This window comes from Kordia jejudonensis (assembly GCF_001005315.1).
GTDB lineage: Bacteria > Bacteroidota > Bacteroidia > Flavobacteriales > Flavobacteriaceae > Kordia > Kordia jejudonensis.
In genome coordinates, this window is record NZ_LBMG01000002.1 from 173,077 (window position 1) to 199,644 (window position 26,568).

Sequence of the window (26,568 nt, forward strand, 5' to 3'; positions counted from 1 at the left end):
TACGTTTTCGCGGAGATGTTAGTGATGTAATTCTTCTTCGTCATCCTTCATTGGAACATTCTGAGGAACGAAATCATCATCATGTCCTGGTTTGCTATAGTCATATGCCCAACGGTGTACATGAGGAATTTCTCCTGGCCAGTTTCCGTGAATGTGCTCTACTGGTGCTGTCCATTCTAATGTATTTGATCTCCATGGGTTTTGTGGCGCTTTTTTTCCGTAGAACATACTACTAAAGAAGTTGTAAAGGAATACTAACTGGAATGCTCCACCAATGATTGCAAATGTTGTAATAACTACGTTTACGTTTGCTAAATCGTCAAATAACGGGAATTCAGAGTTTGTATAATAACGTCTTGGTAAACCTGCCATTCCGATAAAGTGCATTGGAAAGAAAACTCCATATGCCGTAATCGCTGTTACCCAGAAGTGAACATATCCTAAGTTTTTGTTCATCATTCTACCAAACATTCTAGGGAACCAGTGATAGACACCTGCAAACATTCCGTAAAGAGCAGATATACCCATTACTAAGTGGAAGTGTGCTACCACGAAATATGTATCGTGAACATTGATATCTAATGTACTGTCTCCAAGAATAATTCCTGTTAATCCTCCAGTGATGAATGTTGATACTAATCCGATAGAGAAAAGCATTGCTGGATTCATCTGTAAGTTACCTTTCCAGAGTGTTGTGATATAGTTAAATGCTTTTACCGCTGATGGTATGGCAATTAATAGTGTTGTAAATGTAAATACTGATCCAAGGAATGGATTCATTCCTGAGATAAACATATGGTGTCCCCAAACAATTGTTGAAAGGAATGCAATTGCTAAGATAGAAGCTACCATGGCTCGGTAACCGAAAATTGGTTTTCGAGAGTTTGTAGCAATTACTTCTGAGGTAATCCCTAATGCTGGAAGTAATACAATGTATACTTCAGGATGTCCTAAGAACCAGAATAAGTGTTCAAATAGTACTGGCGAACCACCTTGATAGTGTAATACTTCTCCTTGTATGAATATGTCTGATAGATAGAACGATGTTCCAAAGCTTCTATCGAATATTAATAATAATGCTGCTGATAATAATACTGGGAACGAAACCACACCAATGATAGCCGTTACAAAGAACGCCCAAATTGTTAATGGTAATCTTGTCATAGACATTCCTTTTGTTCTAAGGTTGATTACCGTCACTATGTAGTTTAGTGATCCTAGTAATGATGATGCAATGAATATTGCCATTGAGACTAACCATAACGTCATTCCTAACCCAGATCCTGGAATTGCTTCTGGTAAGGCACTTAACGGTGGATAGATTGTCCAACCTGATGATGCTGCTCCACCTTCTACAAATAAGGATAATACCATGATTACACTTGAAATAAAGAATAACCAGTATGATACCATGTTTAGGAATCCTGAAGCCATATCTCTAGCTCCAATTTGCAATGGAATTAGTAAGTTACTAAATGTACCACTTAGACCTGCCGTTAATACAAAGAATACCATGATTGTACCATGAATTGTAACTAAGGCTAAGTATTTATCTGCACTCAATACGCCGTCAGGAGCCCAATTCCCTAAAAATATTTCAAAGATTGTAAATGATTCCTTTGGCCATGCAATTTGCATACGAAAAAATATAGACATCATGATACCAATAACTCCCATGATCGTACCTGTAATAAGATACTGCTTGGCAATCATTTTGTGATCTTGACTAAATATGTATTTAGTCATGAATGTCTCTTTGTGATGATGTCCGTGATCGTCGTGTCCGTGATCTTCTGCGTGTACTGCTGTTGCTGACATATCTATATATTATATCTTTTTAATTATTTTTTTAATTATTCCTTTCCTCCGAAAGTTTTTTGTTCTGCGATCCACTTGTTGTAGTCTTCTTCACTTTCTACAATCACTTTCATTTGCATGTTGTAATGTGATTCCCCACAAATTTTATTACATAGTAATAGGAAATCAAATTCGTATGCTTCTAACGCATCTTTTCCTTCCGCTAGGAGTTTTTCACTTTTAGCAGCTCTTATATCATTGATACGTCTTACTTTGTTTGTGATTTTTGATGTTTCACGCATTTCCTCTGTCGTCATGTTTGGCGTCATCGCAAATTCGGTAATCATCCCAGGAACACAGTTCATTTGCATTCTGAAGTGTGGCATATACGCAGAGTGTAATACATCTTGCGAACGCATTTTGAATACTACTTTTCTGTTGACAGGCAAGTGTAGTTCTTGTACGATGATATCATCTTGTGCATATGGATCTTCTGTATCTAAACCTAAGATATTTGCCGCAGGACCTAAATCGATTAAACGTACATTTGCCTTACCTAATACATTGTCTTCTCCAGCGTATCTTGCTTTCCAGTTGAACTGTTGTGCATATAATTCTACTACAATTGGATCGTCTTCCATGTTTACATCCATGATTTCATTCCAAGTGAATAGTCCATAAAGAATTAAACCAGCTAATGTAATTACTGGAATGATTGTCCAGATAAATTCCAATTTATCATTGTCTGCATAGTATAATGCTTTTTGTCCTTCTCTACCTCTGTATTTGAATGCGAAGTAGTGTAATAATGCTTGTGTTAGCGTTTGTACGAAGAAGATCAATATCATTGATATGATCATTAAGGTATCAACACTTGCACCGTGTTCTGATGCAGCGTTTCCAATTAATGGCAAGTCACCCCATTTTACGAAAGAGATTATTGTAATAATGTATATGAACATCAAGAATCCCATCATGAGGTATCCATTGATATTGTTATCCTTGTCATTAGCTACCTGAGAGTTATCTGCTTTCGCTTGCGATAAATCGAAAATCTTCGTCAGCTGCCAAATTGCGATTGCAATTAGGATAATTACTATAAACGTTAGTAAACCAGTAGTCATCTTATTTTATACTGTTTTGAGATTAATTAATAATGAAATTGTTTACTTTCTTCAATAAACGGATTTCGTTTTGCCAATAATGGTGCTTTTGTTAGTGCTGTAAATACTACAAATATGAATAATCCTAAGAAGAATAATATTCCTCCTATTTCTGGCATTCCTAATGACCAGTTTGGACCAACTGTAGCTGGCATAACCATATTGAATACATCTATGTAGTGACCAAATAGGATCACTGTTCCTGCAATTACTATAATCCAATTAAGTCTCTTAAAGTCGCTATTCATTAAGATGAGTAATGGGAATATTAAGTTTAATGCAATCATTCCGAAGAATGGCAAGTTATAGTCTTCAATACGTGTAACGAAGTATGTTACTTCTTCTGGAATGTTTGAGTACCAGATTAACATGAATTGAGAGAACCATAAGTATGTCCAGAAAATACTAACACCGAACATAAATTTTGCTAAATCGTGTAAGTGACTATCATTTACATATGGTAATAGTCCTTTTGATTTAAGATATATTGTTACTAAAGCAATTACTGTGATTCCAGATACAAACATACTTGCGAATACGTACCATCCAAATAATGTACTAAACCAGTGGTGATCGAAAGACATAATCCAGTCCCATGACATCATAGATTCAGAGATTAAGAATAGTACTAAAAATATTGCAGCCAATCTGAAGTTTTTCTTGAAGTTGCTATTATCATCAGCATCATCTTGTCGTAACGAGAATTTTCTTGATAGTTGACGATATGCAACCCAAATAGCACTATATATTACGGCTCTGATTAGGAACCAAGGCACATTTAACCATGCTTTTTTACCATACGTTAACGTGTCAAAAATTTCACTGTCAGGGTCTACTAATTTTGGATCCATCCAGTGGAATAAGTGATTTAAGTGTAAGCTTGGCATACAAAGTACCAAAAGTATAATGATACTGATTGTTCCAGGAATGATGTAGGCAGTGATTCCTTCCATAACTCTGAAAAGTACTGGCGACCATCCTGCTTGCGCGGCGCGTTGTATGGCATAGAATGCTAATACTCCTAATGATATCATCATAAAGAAGAACGCTGCGATGTATATTGCTGCCCAAGGCTTGTTTTGTAATTGTGTTAATTTGTGCTCATCGTGCTTTGCTGAATTGTGGTGACCAGCTCCAGCGTCATGATGACCTTCAGAAGCATGCGCATCATCATGAGAAGTTTCTCCGTGATGATCGTTTGTTGCATGGGCATCAGTTTTGTGATCGTCATGGTGAGCTGTTTTACCATCATCATGACTCGCTTCTTCTCCATGTCCGCCATGTCCGTGTGCAGCTTCATGAGCTTTCATTTCCTCTACAGAACCTGGTGTAGTAGCAAAACTTACTCCTACTAATATTCCTCCAAGAATCATGGAAATTATTGCGAAAAGTCTTAATCTATTTGAAAACGTATACATTGTATATAATTCTATGTCTTTATTGATCTTATTTTAAATCTGCTTTCAACTTTAATACATGTTGAACTACTTGCCAACGCTCTTTTGTATCTAATTGACTAGCGTGTGATCCCATGTTGTTTTTACCGTACATTAATACATGGTAAATACTTCCTTCTGTAATTGCTCTTCCTGCATCATTGTAAGCTGGAATTCCTAGGAATTTTTCACGCTTCATGAGAATCCCTTGTCCATCTCCTTTATTTCCATGACATATGGCACAGTAAATTCCATATAGTTCTTTACCTTTTGCCATATTTTCTTCATTGGTAACCAAAGGTGATTTGAGTTCAGCTTTTGCGGCTTCGTATCCTTCATTGGTATTTTCATACTCATAAGGCAACCAACCTCTTTTTACACTTCCTTCTGCTGGAATTTGCGCTTCCATATTGTGCTCTGCAAAACCTCCATAAGGAACGCCATCAACTTCTTGATACGCTTCATATCCTACAGGTTCGTACATGTTAGGAAAATACTGGTAGTTTGGTTGTGATTTATTAAAGCATGAAGTCATTAGCATTGCTGCTCCAAAAACGACTCCTATTTTTATAAGGCTCTTTATCATCTTATTAATGCTTTTTGTCAGTGACTTTTATTTCTGTAGCACCCGTTGCAAGCAACAATGCTGTTAATTCTTCTTCATTTCCTCCGTGAACTGCCACTTCCATTAAGAAGTGATCGTCTGTGGTTCTTGGATCAGGGTTTTCTGCTTCTTTAAATGGCCATAATTTACTTCTCATGTAAAAAGTAATTACCATTAAATGTGCTGCAAAGAAAACGGTCATTTCAAACATAATTGGCACGAATGCTGGCATGTTTTCTATAAAACTAAAGCTTGGCTTTCCACCGATATTTTGAGGCCAATCCACAATCATAATGTAATACATCATTGTGGTGGCAACAGCCAATCCAACACATCCATACATGAATGCTGTAATTGCCAATCGCGTAGGCGCAAGTCCCATTGCTTTGTCTAGTCCATGTACAGGAAATGGCGTGTACACTTCTTCGATGTGATGATTTTCTTGACGTACTTTTTTCACTGCTGACATTAGTACATCATCATCGGTATACATTGCTTGTATTACTTTACTACTCATGGTTACCGTCTCTTAATTTTTTATATTTTTCTCCTGATGATTTTAAGATTGATTTTACTTCCGCCTGTGCAATGACAGGGAATGTTCTTGAATATAGTAAGAACAATACAAAGAAGAAGCCAATCGTACCTATAAATATTCCTATGTCTACAAATGTTGGTGAGAACATCGTCCATGATGATGGAAGGTAATCTCTGTGTAATGATGTTACGATAATTACGAAACGCTCAAACCACATTCCAATGTTTACGACAATAGAGATTATAAAAGAGAACATAATACTTGTTCTTAATTTTTTAGACCACATAAATTGTGGAGAGAACACGTTACATGTCATCATTGCCCAGTATGCCCACCAGTAAGGACCAGTTGCTCTGTTTAAGAATGCATATTGTTCAAATTCTACTCCTGAATACCATGCGATGAATAATTCTGTAATGTATGCACAACCAACGATAGAACCAGTAATCATGATTACGATGTTCATTAATTCGATGTGTTGTAATGTAATATAGTCTTCCATATTACACACTTTACGCATGATGATTAATAAGGTGTTTACCATGGCAAATCCTGAGAAAATCGCTCCTGCCACGAAATATGGTGGGAAGATTGTCGTATGCCATCCTGGTATTACCGATGTTGCGAAGTCAAACGATACAATGGTATGTACAGAAAGTACTAATGGTGTTGCTAAACCTGCAAGTACCAATGATACTTCTTCAAAACGTTGCCAATCTTTAGCACGTCCACTCCAACCGAAACTTACTAAACTGTAAATTTTCTTTTGGAAAGGCTTTACTGCTCTATCTCTAATCATTGCAAAATCTGGTAATAAACCTGTCCACCAGAATACTAATGATACAGATAAATAGGTAGAAATTGCAAATACATCCCAAAGTAGTGGAGAGTTAAAGTTTACCCATAACGATCCAAATTGGTTTGGAATTGGCAATACCCAGTATGCTAACCAAGGACGTCCCATGTGAATGATAGGGAATAATCCTGCTTGTACTACTGAGAAAATGGTCATAGCTTCCGCAGATCGGTTAATTGCCATTCTCCATTTTTGACGGAAAAGTAATAGTACGGCAGAAATCAATGTTCCTGCGTGACCAATACCAACCCACCAAACGAAGTTTGTGATATCCCAAGCCCAACCGACAGTTTTGTTAAGACCCCAAACTCCAATACCAGTAGATATTGTGTAAATAATACATCCAATTCCCCAAAGGAATGCTACTAATGCAATAGAAAATACTATCCACCATTGCTTATTAGCTTTTCCTTCTACAGGAGCAACAATATCAAGTGTTACATCATGATATGATTTGTCTCCAGTTACTAAGGGTTTTCTTATAGGTGCTTCGTAATGCGACGCCATAATCCGTTTATAATTGTTTCTTATTAATTCTTTTTTTATGCTTCTTTAGTGTTTCTAACCTTCACGTAATACTGTACGTTTGGCTTCGTTCCTACGTGTTCTAATAAATGATACATACGATCATCTTTTAGAGACTTAGCAACTTTACTTTCCTTGTCATTGATATCTCCAAATACCATTGCACCTGAGCTACATGCTGATGAACAAGCGGTTTGGAATTCTCCATCTTTGATTTGACGACCTTCACGTTTTGCATCAAGGATTGTTTTTTGTGTCATTTGAATACACATAGAACATTTTTCCATCACTCCACGAGAACGAACTACTACGTCTGGGTTTAATACCATACGACCTAAATCGTCATTCATATGATAATCAAATTCATCATTCTTATTGTATAAGAACCAGTTGAATCGACGTACTTTATAAGGACAGTTGTTTGCACAGTAACGAGTTCCTACACAACGGTTATATGCCATGTGGTTTTGACCTTGACGACCGTGCGATGTTGCAGCAACTGGACAAACCGTCTCACATGGAGCGTGGTTACAGTGCTGACACATTACTGGTTGAAATGCTACTTGTGGATTCTCAGACGGATCTTCTAATCTAGCAAAACCAGAAAGTGATCCATTTCCTTCTCTATCTCCAAACACATAATTCCCAAGACCAAGTCCATCAAAGTTTTCTTTTGCCTCGTCATCTCCAGCAAACGTTTCTTCTGAAGAATAGTATCTATCAATACGCAACCAGTGCATATCTCTACTTCTTCTAACTTCCGTTTTACCAACTACTGGCACATTGTTTTCTGCGTGACATGCAATTACACATGCGCCACAACCTGTACAAGCGTTTAAGTCAATTGATAGGTTAAAGTGATGTCCGATAGAACGATCAAATTCATCCCACAAATCAGCATCTGGTGATGTTGCAGAAATCATTTCGTGATCTTTAGACACGTGTGGCATTACATTCCATCCGTGTTTTAGATCTTCTTTACCGTATGTATTGAAAATTTCTATGGTCGTTTCTTTAACGATATCACCTCTACCCATTAAGGTATTGTGCAACTGTACACATGCAAATTCATGCATTTCTCTTGCAGCAGCCGTTACCGTTACTTCTTGAGCTGAGTTGAAGTTATTGTAGAATGTGTAAGCGTTTACACCTGTCTGCATCTCTTCTTTGATTCCAGCTTCTTTACCATAACCAACTGCTAAACCAACTGTTCCTTTGGCTTGACCTGGTTGAATGATAACTGGCACTTCTAAAGAAACACCATTGACAGTTACTTTTGCATAACTACCATTTAAACCACCATTCGCAACATTTTCGTTTACTAATTCTAGTTTGGCAGCATCTGCTTTGGAAACTGTTAGATAGTTATCCCAAGAAGCTCTTGTAATTGGATCAGGGAATTCTTGTAACCAAGGATTGTTTGCTTGCTGTCCGTCTCCCATTCCTGTTTTAGCATATAAAACCAACTCCATTCCTGTAGCTACTTTTGTTCCTGCTAATTTTCTAGCCTGAGCATTTACATCAACACTTTGAGGTGCCGTTTCTTCTCCTTCTTCAGCTTCAGGTGCATTTTCTATGGCATCTGTTGCTTCGTCAGCTAAACTTACCGTGGCAGTTGTTTTGAATACACCATCATGAACAGCTTTGTTCCAAGAAGTTCCTCCTAAGATATCAGCAGACCAAGTTTCTTTGATGTATTCGTAATATGTTTGTTCACTTCCTGTCCATTTTAATAAAGCATCTTGAAATTGTCTTGTATCAAATAATGGACGGATAGTAGGTTGCATTACACTGTAATGACCTTTTTTCATTTCAACATCTCCCCAAGATTCTAAATAATGTGGAGCCGGAGCAATGTATTTTGTATTTAGTGCCGTTTCGTCTTCTTTCATTGTAAACGTAACAGCTAGTTCTAATTTCTGAAGACCTTCAGCGAATTCTTTTCCGTTTGCCAAAGTGTATACTGGATTTACACCAGCCATGATTACTCCACCAACAGCTCCGTTTTTAACATCAGCAACTAACTTCGCAACTGCTTTGTCGTTTCCTTGTCTTATTTTACGAGGCGCATTTGCATCAAATGCTTCACTATTGAGGTATTCATTTATTGCTAAAACTAAACTTTGCGCATCTACATCATTGATTCCAGATACAACTACTGCTTTTGTTTTTGCTTGTTTTATTTGACCAACCGCTTTTGCGATAGCATCTTCTACTTTGTCAGAAAGTTTTCTTCCAGAAACAGCATTTCCAGTAATTCCTGCGTAAATTTTAGCTAATGCAACTTTTTGATCAGATGGTGTTAATGGCACACGCTTATCAGCATTTGCTCCTGATAAAGACATGTTAGACTCAAATTGAATGTGTCTTGACATTTTTGCCTGACCATGTTTTCCTTGAGGAATTCTTCCTTTTGCATATCCATCATCATATCCACCACCTTGCCAGTCTCCTAAGATATCAGCTCCAACAGACACGATGAGTTCTGCTTTCGCGAAATCATAGTCAGCTAAACCTCTTTCTCCGTATTTTGCTTCGAAAGCGTCTAATGCAGTTGACTCAGATATTGCATCATATGTTACGTGACGTACGTTGGAAAACTTCGCTTTGAATTCTTCAATCAATTTAGCCGTTGAAGGACTTGCAAAGGTTTGCGTTAACAACACTAATGGTTTTCCTGAATCTGCAACGGTTCTTATACGTTGAAAAACTTCTCCATCAAATTCTTCCCAACTTGTTTCCTCGCCAGCAATTTTAGGTGTTTTCACTCTCATACTGTCATATAAAGATAGTACAGATGCTTGAATTCTAGCATTTGCACTTCCTTTTACAGCAGCTTCCTTGTTGTTTTCAACTTTGATTGGACGACCTTCTCTTGTTTTAATTAAGATACTTGCAAAGTCGTATCCATCTGCAATTGTTGTTGCATAGTAGTCTGCAACTCCTGGAATGATCGTTTCAGGCTGCACTACATAAGGAATAGACTTGATTACTGGTCCTTCACAGGCTGCTAATGTAGCAGCGGCTGTACTAAAACCAACATATTTAAGAAAGTCTCTACGAGAAGTTGAAGAAGACTCTAAAGTCTCTTTATCCCCTAAGAATTCATCTACAGGAACTTCTTCTACAAACTCATTCTGTCTAAGCGTCTCAACAATGGTGCTATTCTCATTTAGCTCCTCAACACTTTTCCAGTATTTCTTGTTTGATGCCATATTATATATATAAAATTAGCTTCTTAATTAATATTAATAGTGACATTTTCCACATTCTAACGCTCCCATTTGAGACGCTTTGAATGATTCAACACCATATTTTTCTTTTAGTTGCTCGTGAATCTTTTCGTAGTATGCACTTCCTTTTAGATTCACATCTGTTTCTCTGTGACAGTTGATACACCATCCCATTGTTAGTGGAGAATGTTGCTCAACGATTTCCATTTCTTGGATTTGTCCGTGACATTTTTGACAATCAACACCTGCAACAGTTACGTGCTGCGAGTGATTGAAGTACACAAAGTCTGGAAGATTGTGAATACGAACCCATTTTACTGGTTTCGGTTCATTTACATACGCTTGTGTTGCTGGATCCCATCCTGTAGCTTTATATATTTTCTGAATTTCTTTATCGTAGAAATCTTTTGAATATTTAGCTGAAGTCTCTCCATTGTATTCTGCAATGTTCATGTGACAGTTCATACAAATGTTTAGTGACGGAATTCCCGAATGCTTACTTACTCTTGCAGAAGAGTGACAGTATTTACATTCTATCTTGTTATCTCCTGCATGAATTTTGTGCGAGAAGTGAATTGGCTGAATTGGCTGATATCCTTGATCGATTCCTACTTGCATTAAGTATCCATATGCAAAGTATGCAGAACCTAATAGGAAGAATATTGTAGTTACAATAACCAAGAATTGATTTTGCGCAAACGCTTTCCAAATTGGTGTTCCTTTTGTTTCTTCTTCAAGATTTAATGTCCCGTTTGCTGCAGCAAATTTGCGAAGTGTTTTATTTACTAAGAATAATCCTAGTGCTAGTAATCCAAATAATACGATTAATGCCCAAAGCACCATTTGATTTGAGAAACCAGATTCAACAACCTGAACAGTCTTTTCGTCTGGCGTCGGCGGTTTAATTGGCTCAGAAGCCGTATACGCAAGAATGTTATCGATTTCCTCATTTGTCAACGTTGGAAAAGCCGTCATTGCTTTTTTTCCATTTTCCTCATATACTTTTACGGCATATGCATCTCCAGACTTGATCAATGCGGAACTATTTCTAATCCACTTGTACAACCATTCTCTGTCTAAACCTTCCTCTTCCGCTAAGCGTTGCTCAATATTCCTCAACATTGGACCAGTAGACATGGCGTCTAATTTGTGACAAGCTGCACAGTTGGCATTGAACAAACTTTTACCAGCTGCCACTGCCGCTGCACTATCTTGTGCAAAGAGAGAAGTTGAAAATGCTAGCGTCAGCGCTAGCGCGATTCCTAAAATTCTTGAAATTGAATTACGGTGATTCACCTTTTTCATATTTTTAAGTCTTCTTAATTTGGCATGATTTTTTCTAAGGTTATTTTAATCTTAGACGTTCATGCGTTTTCCAAATTTGAGCAAAAATACAAATAGCGTTTAATTTGAGAAATGTTAGCGAACTCTTAATTTGTAATTTATAGTAATTCTAAATAAGATTTCATGCTTAAAGTTCGTTAGTATATTTTACATTTGCACTAAATAGTATTCATTATGAGATTTTTACCGATTAGAAAGTTAACTTTTATGGCGCTTGGTCTGTTTTTTTGCACCGAAATTACAAATGCGCAAGAAGGACAGATTAACGTGTCACAAGACCCAAAAATTGACAAATTACTTACATATAAGACAGAAATTAACCAAGAAACGGATAATGACAATCGTTTCCGAATTCAAATCTTTAATGGAAATCGTAAAAATGCTGAAAAAGCTAAGTCGCGATTTGAATTGAAGCATCCATATATTCAATCAAAATTAAAGTTTGAAACTCCAAATTACAAGGTTTGGATTGGGAATTTTAGAACGCGTTTAGAGGCAGATCGTTATTTAGAAGAAGTGAAGGATTTATTCCCAAATGCTTTTGTGTTTAATCCTCCAAAGAAGAAAAAATAAGCTGTTTTTTGAACTTTTATGATATAAAAAAAGGATCGCAAATGCGATCCTTTTTTTGTTATGTAATTGATATTTATTTCAATTTCTTTTTCACTTCTACTTCTTGGAAACATTCTACAATATCACCTTCTTTGATGTCGTTGTAGTTCTTCACTTGTAATCCACAATCATACCCTTTACTAACTTCTTTAACATCGTCTTTGAAACGTTTTAACGAAGCTAATTCTCCTGTAAAGATTACCACTCCATCACGAATTAATCGGATACCAGCATTTCTGTAAATTTTACCATCTGTTACCATACAACCTGCAATTGTTCCAATTTTGGAGATTTTGAAGGTTTCTCTAATTTCAGCATTACCCGTGATTTCTTCTTTCATTTCAGGAGATAATAGTCCTTCCATGGCATCTTTTACATCATTGATAGCATCATAGATAATGGAGTACGTACGGATATCGATTTCTTCTTTATCAGCAACGTTTCTGGCATTTCCTGCTGGTCGCACGTTGAATCCGATGATAATTGCATCAGAAGCACTTGCTAATAACACATCACTTTCTGTGATGGCTCCAACTCCTTTGTGAATGATTTTTACTTCAATTTCTTCCGTAGATAGTTTTTGGAATGAATCTGTCAATGCTTCAACCGAACCATCCACATCACCTTTAAGAATGATGTTCAGCTCTTGGAAGTCACCAATTTTGATTCTTCGACCAATGTCTGTCAACGTTGTTCTTCTTTGCGTTCTTACAGATTGCTCTCGTAGTAATTGTGTACGTTTGGCTGCAATTTGTTTTGCATCTTTTTCGTCTTCAAATACATTGAATTTGTCACCTGCTTGTGGCGCTCCATCTAATCCTAAGATTGATACTGGCGTTGATGGATTTGCAGTTTTTACTTTTTTCCCACGCTCATCAAACATTGCTTTAATTTTACCACTGTGCTTTCCAGCCAATAGGTAATCTCCAATTTTTAATGTTCCGTTTTGTATTAGAATTGTTGATACATATCCACGACCTTTGTCAAGGAATGCTTCTACGACAGTTCCAACTGCATTTTTATCTGGGTTTGCTTGTAATTCTAATAATTCAGCTTCAAGCAATACTTTTTCTAGTAATTCGTCAACTCCTAATCCTGTTTTTGCAGAGATATCATGCGATTGAATTTTTCCTCCCCAATCTTCCACGAGAAGGTTCATAGCCGCTAATTTTTCTTTTATTTTATCAGGATTTGCCGTTGGTCTATCAATTTTGTTAATCGCAAATATGATAGGAACTCCAGCCGCTTGCGCGTGACTGATGGCTTCTTTTGTTTGCGGCATGACATCGTCGTCTGCTGCAATTACAATGATTGCGATATCCGTTACTTGCGCACCACGTGCACGCATTGCTGTAAAGGCTTCGTGACCCGGTGTATCTAAGAAAGTGATTCGTTGTCCATTTTCAAGCTGTACTCCGTATGCTCCAATATGCTGTGTGATTCCTCCTGATTCTCCAGCAATTACATTTTCTTTACGAATATGGTCAAGTAGCGATGTTTTACCATGATCTACGTGTCCCATTACAGTTACTATTGGTGCTCTTGCAGATAAGTCTTCCGGCGCATCTTCTTCTTCTTGAATTGCTTCTTCAATATCAGCGGCAACGAAATCTACACTAAATCCAAATTCTTCAGCAACTATGGACAATGTATCTGCATCAAGACGTTGGTTCATGGTTACCATGATTCCTAACATCATACATTTAGATATAATTTCATTGATTCCGACATCCATCATGGTAGCAAGTTCACCAACAGTTACAAATTCTGTTGCTTTTAAGATTTTGCTTTCTGCTGCTTGTTGCTCTAGACTTTCTTCGGTTTTCTGTCTGTGTATGTCACGCTTCCCTTTACGGTATTTTGCTCCACGAGATTTGTTACTTTTCCCTTGAAGTTTTTCAAGCGTTTCACGTACTTGTTTTTGCACTTCTTCTTCAGTAGGCTCAACTTTTACAACAGGCGCTTTTCGTTGTGGTCCTCTACGGTTTCCACCTCTATTTCCTCCGCCACGGTTTCCACCACGGTTGTTATTGTTTCCTCCTGGACGATTGTTGTTTCCTCCTGGACCTGATTTAGAAATACGCTTACGTTTCTTTCTTTTATCTGCTTCTGATTCTTTTTTAGAATCTTCTTTTTTCTTTTTTGCTTTGTTGAACTGTGTCAAGTCAATTTTTTGACCTGTCATTTTCGGACCAGAAAGCTTTTGATATTTTGTTTCAATTACTTTTTTCTCTGGCACTGACGCTTCAGTTTCCTCCTTTTTCGTAGTTTCTTCAACAACCTTTGCAGGTGTTTTGGGCTTTTGAGGTGCTTTTTGCACAGGCGCTTTTTTAGACTCAGCAGGCTTTTGAACTGGTGTCTTTTTTTCAGCTTTTACTTCAGGAGCTTTTTGCTTTTCTACAGCTTTTGGTGCTTCTTCTTGCTTAGGTTTCGCTTGAACTTCTTTAGCAGGTGTAGCTTTTGGTGCTTCTTCAACTTTTTTCTGAACTGGTTCCGATTTGTCTTTTTGAGGGTTTAGATCTATTTTTCCAATCGTTTTTGGTCCAGAAAGGTTTGCTTTAGCGCGCACCACTTCTTCACGCTCCATTTTTCTTCGTTGTGCTTCTTCTTGTTCTTTTACAAGTTGCTCTCTCAACGCTTCTTTTTCTTTTCTTTTTTCTTCTCCTAATTCCTTAGAAGCCACTTTTTTGCTCTTGTCGGTTTGAAAACCATCAAGTAGCACATTGTATATTTCTTGTGATATTTTCGCGGTAGGTCTTTTTTCCACAGAATGTCCATTCTGAGATAAGAAATCCACGGCTCTATCAATTGAAATATTCAATTCACGTAATACTTTACTTAGCCTTATTTTGTTCTGTTCAGCCATAAGCTTTTTTAAATTTTTACCCTCTTTTAAATAAAAAAATTGCTTTTTCTATTAATCTTCGAATTCTTCTTTTAGAATTCTAATTACTTCCCCTACGGTTTCTTCCTCTAAATCTGTTTGTTTTACAAGGAAGTCTAATTCTTGATCTAATACACTTTTTGCGGTGTCAAGACCAATTTTCTTAAATTCTTCAATTACCCAAGCTTCAATTTCATCTGAAAATTCTGTTAATTCAACATCTTCTTCAACACCTTCACGATACACATCTATTTCATATCCTGTAAGTTGTCCTGCTAATCGAATGTTAAATCCACCTTTTCCGATGGCTTTTGAAACTTCTTCTGGTTTTAAGAATACTTCAACACGCTTTGTGTCTTCACTAATTTTTAGTGAACTCACTCTTGCTGGACTTAAGGCACGTGTTATGTATAGTTGTAAATTTGTTGTGTAATTGATTACATCTATATTTTCGTTCCCTAATTCTCTCACGATTCCATGGATACGAGAACCTTTCATTCCCACACATGCTCCAACTGGATCGATCCTATCATCATAAGAATCTACGGCTACTTTTGCTTTTTCACCTGGAATTCTCACTACTTTTTTAACCGTAATTAGTCCGTCAAATACTTCTGGAATTTCTTGTTCAAATAATTTTTCCAAGAATTCAGGAGCCGTTCTTGACATGATAATCATTGGCTTATTTCCTTTTAAATCAACTCTTTCAATAATTCCTCTAACATTTTCTCCTTTACGGAAGAAGTCTGATGGAATTTGATTTTCTTTTGGCAACACGATTTCATTTCCTTCATCGTCTAATAATATGACTGCTCTATGTCTGATGTGATGCACTTCTGCAGTATATATATCTCCAACTAAATCTTTAAACTGCTTATAGATTGTTGTATTGTCGTGTTCGTGTATTTTAGAGATTAGGTTTTGACGCAATGCTAATATTGCTCTTCTTCCAAGGTCTATTAGTTTTACTTCTTCTGATACATCTTCTCCAACTTCAAAATCTGGCTCAATTTTTCGAGCTTCCGTAAGCTCAATTTCTTGATTTGGCTCTTCTACTTCTCCATCTGCAACTACAATTCTGTTTCTCCAAATTTCCAAATCTCCTTTGTCAGGGTTGATAATTATATCAAAATTATCATCTGATCCAAATTTCTTTTTTAATGCATTTCTAAAAACATCTTCTAATATCGCCATTAGCGTTACACGATCTATTAGCTTGTCGTCTTTAAACTCTGAGAACGACTCAATCAATGCTATATTCTCCATGACATGTCTTTAATTAAAATGTTACCATAACTTTTGCTTTTACAATATCTTTATAAGGTATTTCTTGTTCTTTTTGAACGGTCACTTTACCTTTTCCAATGGGTTTTGGCTCGCGCGCTTTCCATTGCAGTTTAATTTTTTCATCATCAGCTTCCACTAAAGTACCTTCTACTTTTTTGTTGTCTGCAATGATTACTTCCAATTTTCTTTGTATGTTTTTTTTGTACTGACGAATGTGTGTTAATCCTTCCGAAACTCCTGAAGAATATACTTCTAATGAGAAATCTTCTTCTTCTCTATCCAAATTATGTTCGATATGGCGACTTACTTTCATACAGTCACTTAGTGTCACACCATTATCGCCATCGATGACTACTACAATTTTATTTCCTGCAGTAATTTCTTTTGAAATCAAGAAGAGAGATGGCTCTTCTGAGAGCACCTCTTGTACTAAATTATTAACTTTTTCTTTGAACATTTTTTAGTATGAAAAGAGGGGACTTATAGTCCCCTCATTTTGATTCTTTTCGTCGTACAACGGTGCAAATATACATATTTTTTCTAATTTTAAAAACTATTCGAGTAAAGGATTTTATTTGTAACTTTCATTGATATTGATATCGTTAAACTCTTAAACTCAATTATGAAAAAAATCCTTCTTCCTACTGATTTTTCAGAACAAGCCGAATATGCTTTAAAGGTTGCCGCTTCTTTAGCCAAACAGAATGATGCTGAAATTTATTTGATGCATATGCTAGAGCTGCCTTCGCATTTTCTATCTGGAGATACTAATTTGAACGTTCCTGAACAATTGTTATTTATGAAGATTGCCAACGAGCGCTTTGAGAAAACAATGGAAAAGGAATATATGAAAGATATTACCGTACATGTTACGGTAGAATCGCAAAAAGCGTTTGACGGAATTACAGAAGCTATTATTCAACATGATATCGATTTGGTGGTTATGGGTTCTAGTGGAGCTTCTGGATTGAAAGAAATGTTTATCGGATCGAATACGGAGAAAGTTGTGCGTACTGCGGATGCACCTGTATTGGTTATTAAAAACGATATGGATCATTTTAAGGTAGATAGCTTTGTGTTTGCTTCCGATTTTTCCGAAGATCAAAAATTAGTGTTTGAACAAGCGCTTGATTTTGCAAATAGTTTTAATTCCAAATTGTATTTATTGTATGTAAATACGCCAAGTCGTTTTGTAAGTACAGCAAAAGCCGAACAGAAGATGAACAATTTTATTGCTGATTTTGAGATTCCAAATTTTGAAAAGCATATTTATAATGACGATACTATTGAACATGGAATTCTGAATTTTGCAAAGTCAATTGATGCCGATTTGATCGGAATGAGCACACACGGACGTCAAGGATTGGCACATTTTTTTAACGGGAGTATTAGTGAAGATTTGGTAAATCATGCGATGCGACCTGTGATTACGTTTAAGATTTGATTTTTTTTAGGATTGAAAGATTCAAGGATTAAAAAATTGAAAGACTGAAAAGATTCTTATATGAAAAATCCCAATCGTAGTTGATTGGGATTTTCTGCATACAATATATTAACGTTCGTTATGTTGGAAATCTACATCTCCTGCTGGATGATATATGAATCCGTTGTACCCAATATCATGACAATATTCTACTAAATATTCTCCGATAAAGTCGTCTCCATCATTGATGGTAAAACTCACTGGGAAATTGAATCCAAATGTTCCTGCACTTGACGTTTCTAAACTGTAGGTAAGTGTAAACGAAATGCTTTTTGTACTTCCGCCGTCAGATTCAAAACAAGCAACTTTCATTCGGTTACTGTCTCCAACTGGATTTCCTGGACTTGGCTCTCTATTCCAAATGATGGAGCTAAAGTTAGGATAGTGCCATGAATTATCGCCACGCACGTTATTTATTTGACCTGTACGAAGGTAACTCAATGCCGGACCTGTTACCGAAACACCACCGTTTTGCAAAGTGTAGTTTACGCCATCTGCCCAAATGATTACAAAAAACCACTCACCTTTCCCTCTGAAAGCTCCATCGTAATCATCTTCTGTTCTAAATCGCCATAAGTTTTCCGTTCCAGATTCGCAATCGCGCTCACATGGTTCGTTGCAACTTGGCGGCGGTGGTGGCGGTGGTGGATATCCGCCGCCTCCTGGCTCACCGTCATCAATCGGAACTAATTCTGCCATTGCTCCTGAGTTGATTTTTACCGATCTTCCATCATCATATGAAAATAATACCGTTTCATTGGAAGTATTTGCTCTGTTATAGTGTATGTCAGTATCATCAATATACACTTCACTGTTTCTAACAATAAATGCTTTCTGCGTTACTTCATTACTAACAACATCTGAAAATAACTCGCCGTTTTCGTAGTAGTAAATTATTTCCGAAGGATTTCTGTCATCAAAGCCATTGTCTACATACACTCTGTTAGAAAACCCTTTGGATTTTGCATCGCCCAATAATAAAACAGACATGGCAGGATTGGTTTGTAAGTATCCATCAATTTTTGTCACTGTTTCATCACCGCCAACTTCTGTTAGCACATTATGTAATGACAAGCTGCCAAATTCTTTGAGCGTTTCTTTTCCTTGCATACCTACATAGAATTCTTGCTCGTAATAACCGTTTTGTTGCAATTGCAATGCTTTTTGCTGCAACGCTTCATTCATATTCGATTTTTGATGAATTGCCATCGATAGTAATCGTGCATATTCAAATAAACCTTCGTGCGTCGGCGATTGTTTTGCCACTTCTAACGCATCTAGTGTAATTGCTTCTTCTTCCACGCTCACTTGGTCGTTAGCACAAGCATTGAGCAACAACAGTGCTGTTGCGAAGAAAAACAATTTGATATATGTTGTTTTCATTTTTATTTTGGTTTTGGTTTTCCCTACTCTTTTTGGCCAATTAAAGGATTTTCGGGTTGCTCCTTTTGTGTAATTTCCATTTTTAGGATGCACATGGACCTTTATCGCATTGTGTTACACGCCATGAATTGCACCACTCGGAAGGCTTGCAAGCTATTCCTGTAGGCGCTGGCATTGTTACTGGACATGCTACGAAGTGCGAAATAGATGTTTCTTCGTTTCCGCCTTGTATTTTAAAATTGGAAATCCGCGTTTTGTGTAGTCTCATTTTACTCAAACCCATGTTCTTTTTTTTCATAATTTTTAGTGTTTGATTTATATTCGTTTGAAGTGTTGCAACGAATCAAATGTAGGATGATATGTTGCCTAAAAAAAACGAAGATTAGCACTATTTACGAATTGCAACTGTCAATTTATGAATTGCAACACGCATGTTTATCAAATTTTTAATTGTGTGTAAATGTTGATCGTTTCCCGTCAAAAAAAGCTATATTTATAAGCATCAAGAAGTCTTAATTTTTAATTTTCTACTTATTCGTATGCCCAAAAAGAGGTTTTATGTAACATCATTCGGTTTGCCTTTGCGTTTGTATACACATACACTCGTTATGACGATTTTTTTGTTTGCATCCATGCTTCTTTCTGCACAACAAAATGCTTCTTCTTCCCATGTAGATTCTCTTTCTCAGAAAACGTATCCTGAGCTTCGGACTTTGTTTGATGATTCAAAAAATGATACTACTAAGAGAATTCTATACGCAAAGTCCTATCTCGCGAAAGCGAAAGAAGAAAATGACGCTTTACAGATGACTATTGGCTATGAATTGTTGGGTTTTGCACACAATGCAGATTACCGTGAAAGCTTTTCTTTTTTTGACAAAGGAATTGCCATTAGTAAGGATTTGAATGACAAACGTTATCCTGCTATTTTGTACACCTACAAAGGTGCTTTGTCCTATTTGGAAGGAAATTACAAGGAAGCACTTGAAAATCATGTAAAAGCATATGATGTTGCTGAGAAAAATGGAAATACAGAGTTGGTATATGTAAATAAGTACAATATTGGCGTCTTGAAGAAACGGCTTGAATTGTATGATGAAGCCTTGGTTATTTTCAAAGAATGTTATGCGTATGAGTTGCAAAATCCTGATCATGATCCTGAAGATTTTATCCGTTCACATTTGGCGTTAGCAGATGTGTATACGGAAATTCAGCAAATTGATTCTGCCGAAAAGTACAATGCGTTGGGAAGAAAGATTGCACAGCGAGAAGCAAATGACGAAATGTATCATTTTTTTGTATTGAATAGCGCCATGAATTCTTTTTACAGAAAAGTGTACATGAAAGCTATTGACGTTTTTGAAAATACGTTACCAATTGTCAACGAATACCCTGATAAACTTCCTATTATTAACGGTTATTTCCATTTGGGAAAAGCCTACGATTCGTTGGGAAATAAGCAAAAAGCTATTGCAAATTACAAAAAAGTAGATTCCATTTTTTTATTGAATCCGAAACATATTTCAAGTAATATTATGGAGAATTATGAAGCGTTGTACACGTATTATAGAACTCAAAATGATCTTGAAAAGGAAGCTTTTTATATTGAAAAAGCATTGTTTGCATCTAGCCAAAGTACGGCAGAATATCGCATGTTGAGCACTAAAATTGCCAATAAGTTCGACCAAAGAGAGTTGCTTCAAAAACAGCAAGAACTGAATGAAGAGTTGACAAAAAAAGATAAAAAATACCATACTTTTTTAATTGGAGCTTTCCTGTTACTTTCCTTATTTGTTGTGTTGCTGATTGCTTTTTATGTGAAGCAAAAACGACTTCGCAAGCGTTTTCAGGAGTTTGTAAATTCGCACAATGCAGCTAACAAACCAACATCTGAACCTGTAGATACGACAACAATTGACGCAATTGGAGTTCCTGAAGAAGTGATTGACGCCGTTTTGAACGAACTTGCTCAATTTGAAGCTTCCAATGCTTTTATAGAATCTGACATTACGTTGACAGGCTTGGCGAAAAGATTTAAGACGAATTCTTCTTATTTATCAAAAGTGATTAACACGTTTAAAAATAAAAAGTTTGCAGAGTATTTAAATGATTTACGGATTGCGTATGCTATTCATAAAATTCAAACGGATAAACATTTTTCACTATATACGATAAAAGCAATTGCATTGGAAGTTGGTTTTAATAATTCGCAATCTTTTGCACGTGCTTTTCGACGCAAAACCAAGATGCAACCTTCTGACTTTATTCAACAAGTAAAAATTGCAAGCGATTAATATTCAGATTCTTATATTTAAAAATGGTGTGCAATTTATAAATTGCAATCAACAGTCAGGCAAACAGTGTATTGATTTCTAAAACTTATAGTAGTTTTATAAAGTAATCACAAATTTATTTGACCATGAAATTTAAAAAATCAACTTTTCGTTTAAACCTGCAAAAATCAAAAATTGCAAAAGTATCACATCAGTATGCCATTAATGGTGGACTTTCAAGTTTAGCATGCTTATCGTTTCCTAAAACACTACCAAATCTTAATAAACAAGGAGTTTGTCAATCAACAGATCCAATTAATTGTCCGTAAAAGGAAAACTTATACCAATTTGATTGTAAAATGCGACTTTAGAGACGAAGTTGCTTTGGTATCATAGGACACAGTGAATGCTTTACATAGCCTTAGCTACGGAAAATATTCACAAGAAACTAAGATGGCAAATGAACGAGTTTATATGTTGCATTTTATAGTTTAATTGGTAGTAGTATTAAAAAATCCCAATCGTAGTTGATTGGGATTTTTCATGAAACTAACTTTTTTGTTTTACGCTTATAAAAGGTTAGCCATTATATTAAATAAACTCGCTTTTGTTTTGAAGAATTTGTTTTCTAATTCGATTGCCTTTATCGTGTTTTCTATGAGTTTCGCTTCCCGCGAATTGACAAGGAACAACGAACTTTCTCCTAAGAAAAATTTACGCTCTTCCGCATCTAATAGCACTTGATAATCGGCTACTAATTCTTCTGTTAATCTGTTTTGCACATTGTATGATTCTATTTCTTGCGTTACAGCATCAATTTTATTTTTGAGCGTTACTCGTGTTGTAGCTCTTTCAAATTCTACATCTTGTAATTTTAGCTTTGCCAAACGTAAATCTCCACGTTCTTTTCGTAAGAATAAAGGAAAACTAATGTTGATACCGCTTTTGTAATTGGCAGAATTGAACGTTCCGATGTTGTCGGGCGTTTGCGATAAGAAATTGTATTGCAGATCTATTTGTGGCAATAGCATGTTTCGTTTCAGGCGCGTGTTGATCTGTAAACTTTCATACTTAAAATCTAACGAACGCATTTTTGGATGTGCATCAACATCAAAGTCTTCATTGTCAAAACCTGTTACTTGCAATACGTCGTCAACACTTGCCACTGTTTGCACATCGGGCAAAATATTGTCTTGCAATTCTACAGGCGTATTGTCATTTAGCCATAAAAAGTTTGACAATTCTAAGGTTGACTTTATATATTTGATGCGTGCTTTTTCTAAGGATAATTTTCGGGTATTGAGTGTCAATCGTGCTTCCAACGTGTCAATTGCAGCGCGTTCTCCTTCGCGATAGCTTCTTTTGATTCCATCAAAACGCATGCTCGCATTTGACAAAAACGAACTGTATACTTCTTTGTTTCTGTACGATTTTAACCAATTGAAATACGTGATAGACGCTTCATATAAAATTTCGTTGACCAACAATTGCTGATCGGCTTTTGCTTGTTGTGTAAATAGTTTTGCCTGTTTTAGCATTGCCATTCGCTCATTGATTAGAAATCCTCTTGCCAATGATACTGAAACTCCTGCGCTGTATAAACCATCTGTTGGTACCGAAAATTCAGGATTTAGAAACTCGCCTGTATTTTCTTCAAAATTTGCTTTGAATTCAATTCCGTACCATGTTGGAATTTTGAATGTCGCATTTAATTTATCGTAATATTCTGAGTTTTTGAATTTTTTACGATCGTAATCTACTTCCAACTTCGGATCAAAAGCTCCACGCGCTTTTAAGAGCTTTGCTTCACTTTCGTTGATGATTAGATTTGCTTGTTTTACAATTGGATGATACGTTTTTACATACCCTAAATATTCATTCAGTGTCATGATTGAATCCAATGTGTTTTGCGCACACAACGCTCCGCTGAAAAGAAATACAATGAAATAAAAGTAATTTCGCATGGCTTATTATTTCTTCTTTTTTGTTTCTTTTTTGTCTGTTGGCTGGTAGAAGTTTGGCGGGAAACTGTTGAGCTGTCGCCACAATTCAAACCAGATTGGCACATCGTCTAATAATGCTATGGTGCGCGCTCCTGAACCTACACGAATTGCCGTTGGCCATTCGTGATCACTTTCGTCTGGCGCTAGTAATATTCTATATTTTCCGTTATCGCTTATAAAGTTTTCAATGGCCACAACTTTGGCACCATACGTTCCGTAAGAAACATTTGGCCATCCGCTGAATACAATTGCTGGCCAACCATCAAATTGTACACGAACTTTTTCTCCAATATGAATTAATGGTAAGTCTATTGGGCGCACAAAACTTTCTACAGCTAAGTCGTATCCTGCTGGCATGATGCCGACGAGTTCTTCGCCTTCTTTAAAGGTTTCTCCTATTCCGCCTTTTAACGCTCGGTTGATAAATCCGTCTTGTGGTGCCAAAATGTAAAGTAATCCGCTTCGAACGGAATAATTCGTGAATTCGTTTTCTAGCTTTGTCACTTGTGCTTCCGTATCATATTGACTCGACTGCGCGGTAAACATGTCACTTTGCGCTTTGGAAATTTTATCTGCATAGGTTGCTCTTGTTCGTGACAACTCTATTTTTGCATTGATCAAATCATTTTGGTTTGCTAAGTATTTATTTTCTAAAGAGATTAATTTGGCTTCCGTTTCCTGCAACTTTAAGCGTTTTTCTTCCACATCTTTTACTGCCTTCAAACCTTCTTTTTCTAATGTTGCTGTACGATCGTATTGACGCTGTGCAATATTTTTGTTAATCCGAGCTGCTTCAACAGCAATACTATCGCCTTTGATTTTTAGTTTGGCTTGCAACAGTTTGTTCTCTGTTTGTTCTAACTTTAAGTTGAGCTCATTTCTCAATGCTGCAACTTGTCTTTCCAACGCACCAATTTTTCCTTTGTACGCTATTACAGAAGACGATTTTGCTTTAATTTGATCGCCTGTACGTTCTATTAATTTGTCATCAAAGTATTCACTTTTGACTTCTGATATTTTTAAAATGGTATCTCCTTTTCTTACGGAATCGCCTTCACGTACGTACCATTGCTCTATTCGCCCTGGAATTTGCGACTGAATAGTTTGTGGACGTTGATCTGGTCGTAGCGTTGTTACTTGCCCTTGTCCGGAAATATTTTGTGTCCAAGGTAAGAATAACACAATAAGTCCAATGATTGCAAACGCTAATAAAAATTTATTGAGCTGCTTGTAGTATTTTTTTGTGAAGATCTCCTTTCCTGATTTGTACTGGGCAAGATCTACTTTTTTATTGAGCTGATTATGTGATATATTTAACATGCTTTTCGACTTTTAATTTCTCCTTTATCTAGTGTTAACAATCCGCCGCAACTCGTTTTCCAACGTTCGTTGCTACTGACTACAATAAGTGCCCATGGATTTGAAGAATCGGTTAAGAAATCAATAATTTCATTACTTTCATCTACATTAAATTGATCCAGTGGATCTTCTAGAATTAATACTTTTGGCTTTTTGATGATAGCTCTTGCCAAAACTATTTTTTTAGAAATGTTATACGAAATTTGTTTCCCTTCAGGATTTAAAATGGTTTTTAATCCTTGTGGTTGTTCTTTTATAAATTGTGCTAATCCTACTTTTTCAAGTGCCCAAAAAATGGTTTCATCTGAAATTTTTTCGTTTCCAAAGGATAAATTTTCTCTGATGGTTCCTTCGAATGGTGTTTCTTCCGAAAGCGATAATCCTAAATGCGATCTGTAATGATTTCTGTGCAAACTTTCTAAGGAGAATCTATTTATATAGATACTTCCCGAAGTTGGTTCTGCAACACCCGTGATTAATCGTAGTAAACTCGATTTCCCAGAACCACTTTCTCCTTGAATTAGAATTCTACTTTTTGGTGTTACTTTGAGTGATATATTTTTTAAAATTGGTTTTTCACGATTGACCACTTCATACGAAACATTGTCCAACTCAATAGTCATTTCTGGACTAAAATCTGGCATTTCTCCTTCTTGTGGTTCTAATTCTTTATCGACAACTTGTCCTAACTTTTCTATCGATGTTAATACGTCGTAAAATGATTCTAACCCGACAATTAATTTTTCTACAGAAGCAATAACTAATAGAATGATAATTTCTGCTGCCACAAACTGACCAATGTTCATTTCTTGATTTAGCACCAATGCGCCTCCAATTAATAATAATGAAGCTGTTACTAATACCTTGAAAGAAATCATTTGTATGAATTGCAATACCAAGACACGGAAGTGACTTTCACGAGCTTTTAGGTATTTTTCGACCAAAACATCATTTTTTTGCAAAGCCAAGCTTGTATTTCCTGACAGTTTGAAACTTACCATGGTACGCGCTACTTCTTGAATCCAATGGGCAACTTTGTATTTGTTTTTAGATTCTTCTAAACTTGTTTGCAATCCTTTTTGCGCTGTGAATTTGAATACTACGTAAATTAATACGAGTAATAGTATTCCGAAAATGATAAAAAACGGATGGTAAAATGATAATAATATCAACGCGAAAAGTATTTGTAGTAATGCTGATGGCACATCTATCAATATTTTCGAAAGCCCTTTTTGAATGGTTAAGGTATCGAAAAATCGGTTTGCTAGTTCTGGCGGATAGTAATTGCGCAGTTCATTCATTTTGATTTTTGGAAAACGGTAACTCAACTCAAACGATGCGCGCATGAAGATTCGCTGTTGAATGGTTTCAATAATTCGCAACTGCATTAACTGTAATGCGCCTGAGAAAATAACTCCTAAGGTTACCAAGGTAACGAGAACAATCCAAGAAGTTGATATTTGCGCGCCTTGAATCAGGTTTATAATTGACTGAATACCAAGCGGTAACGAAAGCGCAACAATTCCTGCAAAAACGGCATAGTAGAGAATCTGCAAAATGTCTTTTTTCTCCAATTGCAGCAATCCCATAAAACGTTGCCAAGGTGTTAACTGAGTTTTTTTCATGTTTTTATATTAAAAACGTTATCTTTTATTTTGAAAAATTCAAACAAACTCTTCTAATTATTCTACTTTAATATTTACGAACGCAAATATAATAGTAATACTATTAACGTGACATATAAAAAGATTAATATTAACATTAATAAAATTTATGAAATTGATTTAC

The 26,568-nt window shown here is 36.2% G+C and carries 20 protein-coding genes; 4 read left to right on the forward strand and 16 right to left on the reverse strand.

All coding sequences use genetic code 11. The annotated features are described in order from the left end of the window. Window positions 1–18: 18 nt before the first annotated feature. Genes AA089_RS01670 through AA089_RS01705 form a run of 8 tightly spaced genes read right to left on the reverse strand, consistent with a single transcriptional unit; the run spans window position 19 to window position 11,457 of the window. Window positions 19–1,818 (reverse strand): cytochrome c oxidase subunit I, encoded by a 1,800-nt coding sequence (locus AA089_RS01670; protein WP_046755164.1) that lies wholly within the window; start codon window positions 1,816–1,818, stop codon window positions 19–21. Window positions 1,819–1,853: 35 nt separating this feature from the next. After that, complete coding sequence (locus tag AA089_RS01675; protein ID WP_046755165.1) at window positions 1,854–2,921, reverse strand: cytochrome c oxidase subunit II; 1,068 nt, start codon at window positions 2,919–2,921, stop codon at window positions 1,854–1,856. 26 nt (window positions 2,922–2,947) lie between these two features. Next, window positions 2,948–4,378, reverse strand: coding sequence for a DUF4779 domain-containing protein (locus AA089_RS01680; RefSeq protein WP_046755166.1), 1,431 nt, complete (start codon window positions 4,376–4,378; stop codon window positions 2,948–2,950). Window positions 4,379–4,406: 28 nt separating this feature from the next. After that, the gene (locus tag AA089_RS01685) at window positions 4,407–4,982 is read right to left on the reverse strand and encodes a c-type cytochrome (protein WP_173427040.1); all 576 of its coding nucleotides are present in this window, start codon (window positions 4,980–4,982) and stop codon (window positions 4,407–4,409) included. A gap of 4 nt (window positions 4,983–4,986) precedes the next feature. Next, window positions 4,987–5,517, reverse strand: coding sequence for a DUF3341 domain-containing protein (locus tag AA089_RS01690; RefSeq protein ID WP_046755168.1), 531 nt, complete (start codon window positions 5,515–5,517; stop codon window positions 4,987–4,989). After that, on the reverse strand, window positions 5,510–6,901 hold the full coding sequence (gene nrfD / locus AA089_RS01695) for an NrfD/PsrC family molybdoenzyme membrane anchor subunit (protein ID WP_046755169.1): 1,392 nt from the start codon (window positions 6,899–6,901) through the stop codon (window positions 5,510–5,512). The genes AA089_RS01690 and nrfD overlap by 8 nt, the downstream gene beginning before the upstream one ends. A 35-nt stretch (window positions 6,902–6,936) precedes the next feature. After that, window positions 6,937–10,134, reverse strand: a complete 3,198-nt coding sequence (locus tag AA089_RS01700) for a TAT-variant-translocated molybdopterin oxidoreductase (protein WP_046755170.1) — start codon at window positions 10,132–10,134, stop codon at window positions 6,937–6,939. A 33-nt stretch (window positions 10,135–10,167) separates the two neighbouring features. After that, on the reverse strand, window positions 10,168–11,457 hold the full coding sequence (locus AA089_RS01705; RefSeq protein WP_046755171.1) for a cytochrome c3 family protein: 1,290 nt from the start codon (window positions 11,455–11,457) through the stop codon (window positions 10,168–10,170). A 213-nt stretch (window positions 11,458–11,670) separates the two neighbouring features. Here AA089_RS01705 and AA089_RS01710 point away from each other — a divergent pair, with 213 nt between their 5' ends. Further along, the gene (locus AA089_RS01710) at window positions 11,671–12,069 is read left to right on the forward strand and encodes an SPOR domain-containing protein (RefSeq protein WP_046755172.1); all 399 of its coding nucleotides are present in this window, start codon (window positions 11,671–11,673) and stop codon (window positions 12,067–12,069) included. 73 nt (window positions 12,070–12,142) lie between these two features. On the opposite strand, the gene infB is transcribed toward AA089_RS01710, so the two are convergent. From infB to rimP, 3 genes are read right to left on the reverse strand one after another with little or no spacing between them, the layout of a single operon-like run. After that, on the reverse strand, window positions 12,143–14,974 hold the full coding sequence (infB, locus tag AA089_RS01715) for a translation initiation factor IF-2 (RefSeq protein WP_046755173.1): 2,832 nt from the start codon (window positions 14,972–14,974) through the stop codon (window positions 12,143–12,145). 51 nt (window positions 14,975–15,025) lie between these two features. Beyond that, window positions 15,026–16,258 carry a transcription termination factor NusA gene (gene nusA, locus AA089_RS01720; RefSeq protein ID WP_046755174.1) on the reverse strand — a complete coding sequence of 411 codons (1,233 nt, stop codon included), beginning with the start codon at window positions 16,256–16,258 and terminating at the stop codon, window positions 15,026–15,028. A 13-nt stretch (window positions 16,259–16,271) separates the two neighbouring features. Further along, the gene (gene rimP / locus AA089_RS01725; RefSeq protein WP_046755175.1) at window positions 16,272–16,736 is read right to left on the reverse strand and encodes a ribosome assembly cofactor RimP; all 465 of its coding nucleotides are present in this window, start codon (window positions 16,734–16,736) and stop codon (window positions 16,272–16,274) included. A gap of 165 nt (window positions 16,737–16,901) precedes the next feature. Between rimP and AA089_RS01730 the strand changes: the two genes are divergently transcribed. Further along, on the forward strand, window positions 16,902–17,723 hold the full coding sequence (locus AA089_RS01730; RefSeq protein WP_046755176.1) for a universal stress protein: 822 nt from the start codon (window positions 16,902–16,904) through the stop codon (window positions 17,721–17,723). Window positions 17,724–17,831: 108 nt separating this feature from the next. On the opposite strand, the gene AA089_RS01735 is transcribed toward AA089_RS01730, so the two are convergent. Together AA089_RS01735 and AA089_RS01740 are read right to left on the reverse strand one after the other, a co-directional pair. Further along, a complete protein-coding gene (locus AA089_RS01735; protein WP_156168857.1) occupies window positions 17,832–19,145 on the reverse strand; it encodes a hypothetical protein in 1,314 nt (437 codons plus the stop codon). 82 nt (window positions 19,146–19,227) lie between these two features. After that, a complete protein-coding gene (locus AA089_RS01740; RefSeq protein WP_046755178.1) occupies window positions 19,228–19,443 on the reverse strand; it encodes a hypothetical protein in 216 nt (71 codons plus the stop codon). A gap of 310 nt (window positions 19,444–19,753) precedes the next feature. On the opposite strand from AA089_RS01740, the gene AA089_RS01745 reads away from it, so the two are divergent. After that, complete coding sequence (locus AA089_RS01745) at window positions 19,754–21,439, forward strand: helix-turn-helix domain-containing protein (RefSeq protein WP_162200400.1); 1,686 nt, start codon at window positions 19,754–19,756, stop codon at window positions 21,437–21,439. Between the two features lie 125 nt (window positions 21,440–21,564). Further along, window positions 21,565–21,747 (forward strand): hypothetical protein, encoded by a 183-nt coding sequence (locus AA089_RS01750; protein WP_156168858.1) that lies wholly within the window; start codon window positions 21,565–21,567, stop codon window positions 21,745–21,747. A gap of 240 nt (window positions 21,748–21,987) precedes the next feature. Here AA089_RS01750 and AA089_RS01755 read toward each other — a convergent pair whose 3' ends face one another. The 3 genes from AA089_RS01755 to AA089_RS01765 are packed head-to-tail and all read right to left on the reverse strand — an operon-like array spanning window position 21,988 to window position 26,405. Then, window positions 21,988–23,382, reverse strand: a complete 1,395-nt coding sequence (locus tag AA089_RS01755; RefSeq protein WP_173427041.1) for a TolC family protein — start codon at window positions 23,380–23,382, stop codon at window positions 21,988–21,990. Window positions 23,383–23,388: 6 nt separating this feature from the next. Then, the gene (locus tag AA089_RS01760) at window positions 23,389–24,741 is read right to left on the reverse strand and encodes an HlyD family secretion protein (RefSeq protein WP_046755181.1); all 1,353 of its coding nucleotides are present in this window, start codon (window positions 24,739–24,741) and stop codon (window positions 23,389–23,391) included. Next, window positions 24,735–26,405: a peptidase domain-containing ABC transporter gene (locus tag AA089_RS01765; RefSeq protein WP_046755182.1), complete on the reverse strand. Its 1,671-nt coding sequence runs from the start codon at window positions 26,403–26,405 to the stop codon at window positions 24,735–24,737. Before AA089_RS01765 ends, AA089_RS01760 begins: the two co-directional genes overlap by 7 nt. Between the last annotated feature and the right edge of the window lie 163 nt (window positions 26,406–26,568).

What these genes read in the sequence shown, in the direction of transcription:
- AA089_RS01670 (WP_046755164.1), bottom strand. Translation starts at nt 1,818, where the DNA reads ATGTCAGCAACAGCAGTACACGCAGAAGATCACGGACACGACGATCAC.
- AA089_RS01675 (WP_046755165.1), bottom strand. Translation starts at nt 2,921, where the DNA reads ATGACTACTGGTTTACTAACGTTTATAGTAATTATCCTAATTGCAATC.
- AA089_RS01680 (WP_046755166.1), bottom strand. Translation starts at nt 4,378, where the DNA reads ATGTATACGTTTTCAAATAGATTAAGACTTTTCGCAATAATTTCCATG.
- AA089_RS01685 (WP_173427040.1), bottom strand. Translation starts at nt 4,982, where the DNA reads ATGATAAAGAGCCTTATAAAAATAGGAGTCGTTTTTGGAGCAGCAATG.
- AA089_RS01690 (WP_046755168.1), bottom strand. Translation starts at nt 5,517, where the DNA reads ATGAGTAGTAAAGTAATACAAGCAATGTATACCGATGATGATGTACTA.
- nrfD (WP_046755169.1), bottom strand. Translation starts at nt 6,901, where the DNA reads ATGGCGTCGCATTACGAAGCACCTATAAGAAAACCCTTAGTAACTGGA.
- AA089_RS01700 (WP_046755170.1), bottom strand. Translation starts at nt 10,134, where the DNA reads ATGGCATCAAACAAGAAATACTGGAAAAGTGTTGAGGAGCTAAATGAG.
- AA089_RS01705 (WP_046755171.1), bottom strand. Translation starts at nt 11,457, where the DNA reads ATGAAAAAGGTGAATCACCGTAATTCAATTTCAAGAATTTTAGGAATC.
- AA089_RS01710 (WP_046755172.1), top strand. Translation starts at nt 11,671, where the DNA reads ATGAGATTTTTACCGATTAGAAAGTTAACTTTTATGGCGCTTGGTCTG.
- infB (WP_046755173.1), bottom strand. Translation starts at nt 14,974, where the DNA reads ATGGCTGAACAGAACAAAATAAGGCTAAGTAAAGTATTACGTGAATTG.
- nusA (WP_046755174.1), bottom strand. Translation starts at nt 16,258, where the DNA reads ATGGAGAATATAGCATTGATTGAGTCGTTCTCAGAGTTTAAAGACGAC.
- rimP (WP_046755175.1), bottom strand. Translation starts at nt 16,736, where the DNA reads ATGTTCAAAGAAAAAGTTAATAATTTAGTACAAGAGGTGCTCTCAGAA.
- AA089_RS01730 (WP_046755176.1), top strand. Translation starts at nt 16,902, where the DNA reads ATGAAAAAAATCCTTCTTCCTACTGATTTTTCAGAACAAGCCGAATAT.
- AA089_RS01735 (WP_156168857.1), bottom strand. Translation starts at nt 19,145, where the DNA reads ATGAAAACAACATATATCAAATTGTTTTTCTTCGCAACAGCACTGTTG.
- AA089_RS01740 (WP_046755178.1), bottom strand. Translation starts at nt 19,443, where the DNA reads ATGAAAAAAAAGAACATGGGTTTGAGTAAAATGAGACTACACAAAACG.
- AA089_RS01745 (WP_162200400.1), top strand. Translation starts at nt 19,754, where the DNA reads ATGACGATTTTTTTGTTTGCATCCATGCTTCTTTCTGCACAACAAAAT.
- AA089_RS01750 (WP_156168858.1), top strand. Translation starts at nt 21,565, where the DNA reads ATGAAATTTAAAAAATCAACTTTTCGTTTAAACCTGCAAAAATCAAAA.
- AA089_RS01755 (WP_173427041.1), bottom strand. Translation starts at nt 23,382, where the DNA reads ATGCGAAATTACTTTTATTTCATTGTATTTCTTTTCAGCGGAGCGTTG.
- AA089_RS01760 (WP_046755181.1), bottom strand. Translation starts at nt 24,741, where the DNA reads ATGTTAAATATATCACATAATCAGCTCAATAAAAAAGTAGATCTTGCC.
- AA089_RS01765 (WP_046755182.1), bottom strand. Translation starts at nt 26,405, where the DNA reads ATGAAAAAAACTCAGTTAACACCTTGGCAACGTTTTATGGGATTGCTG.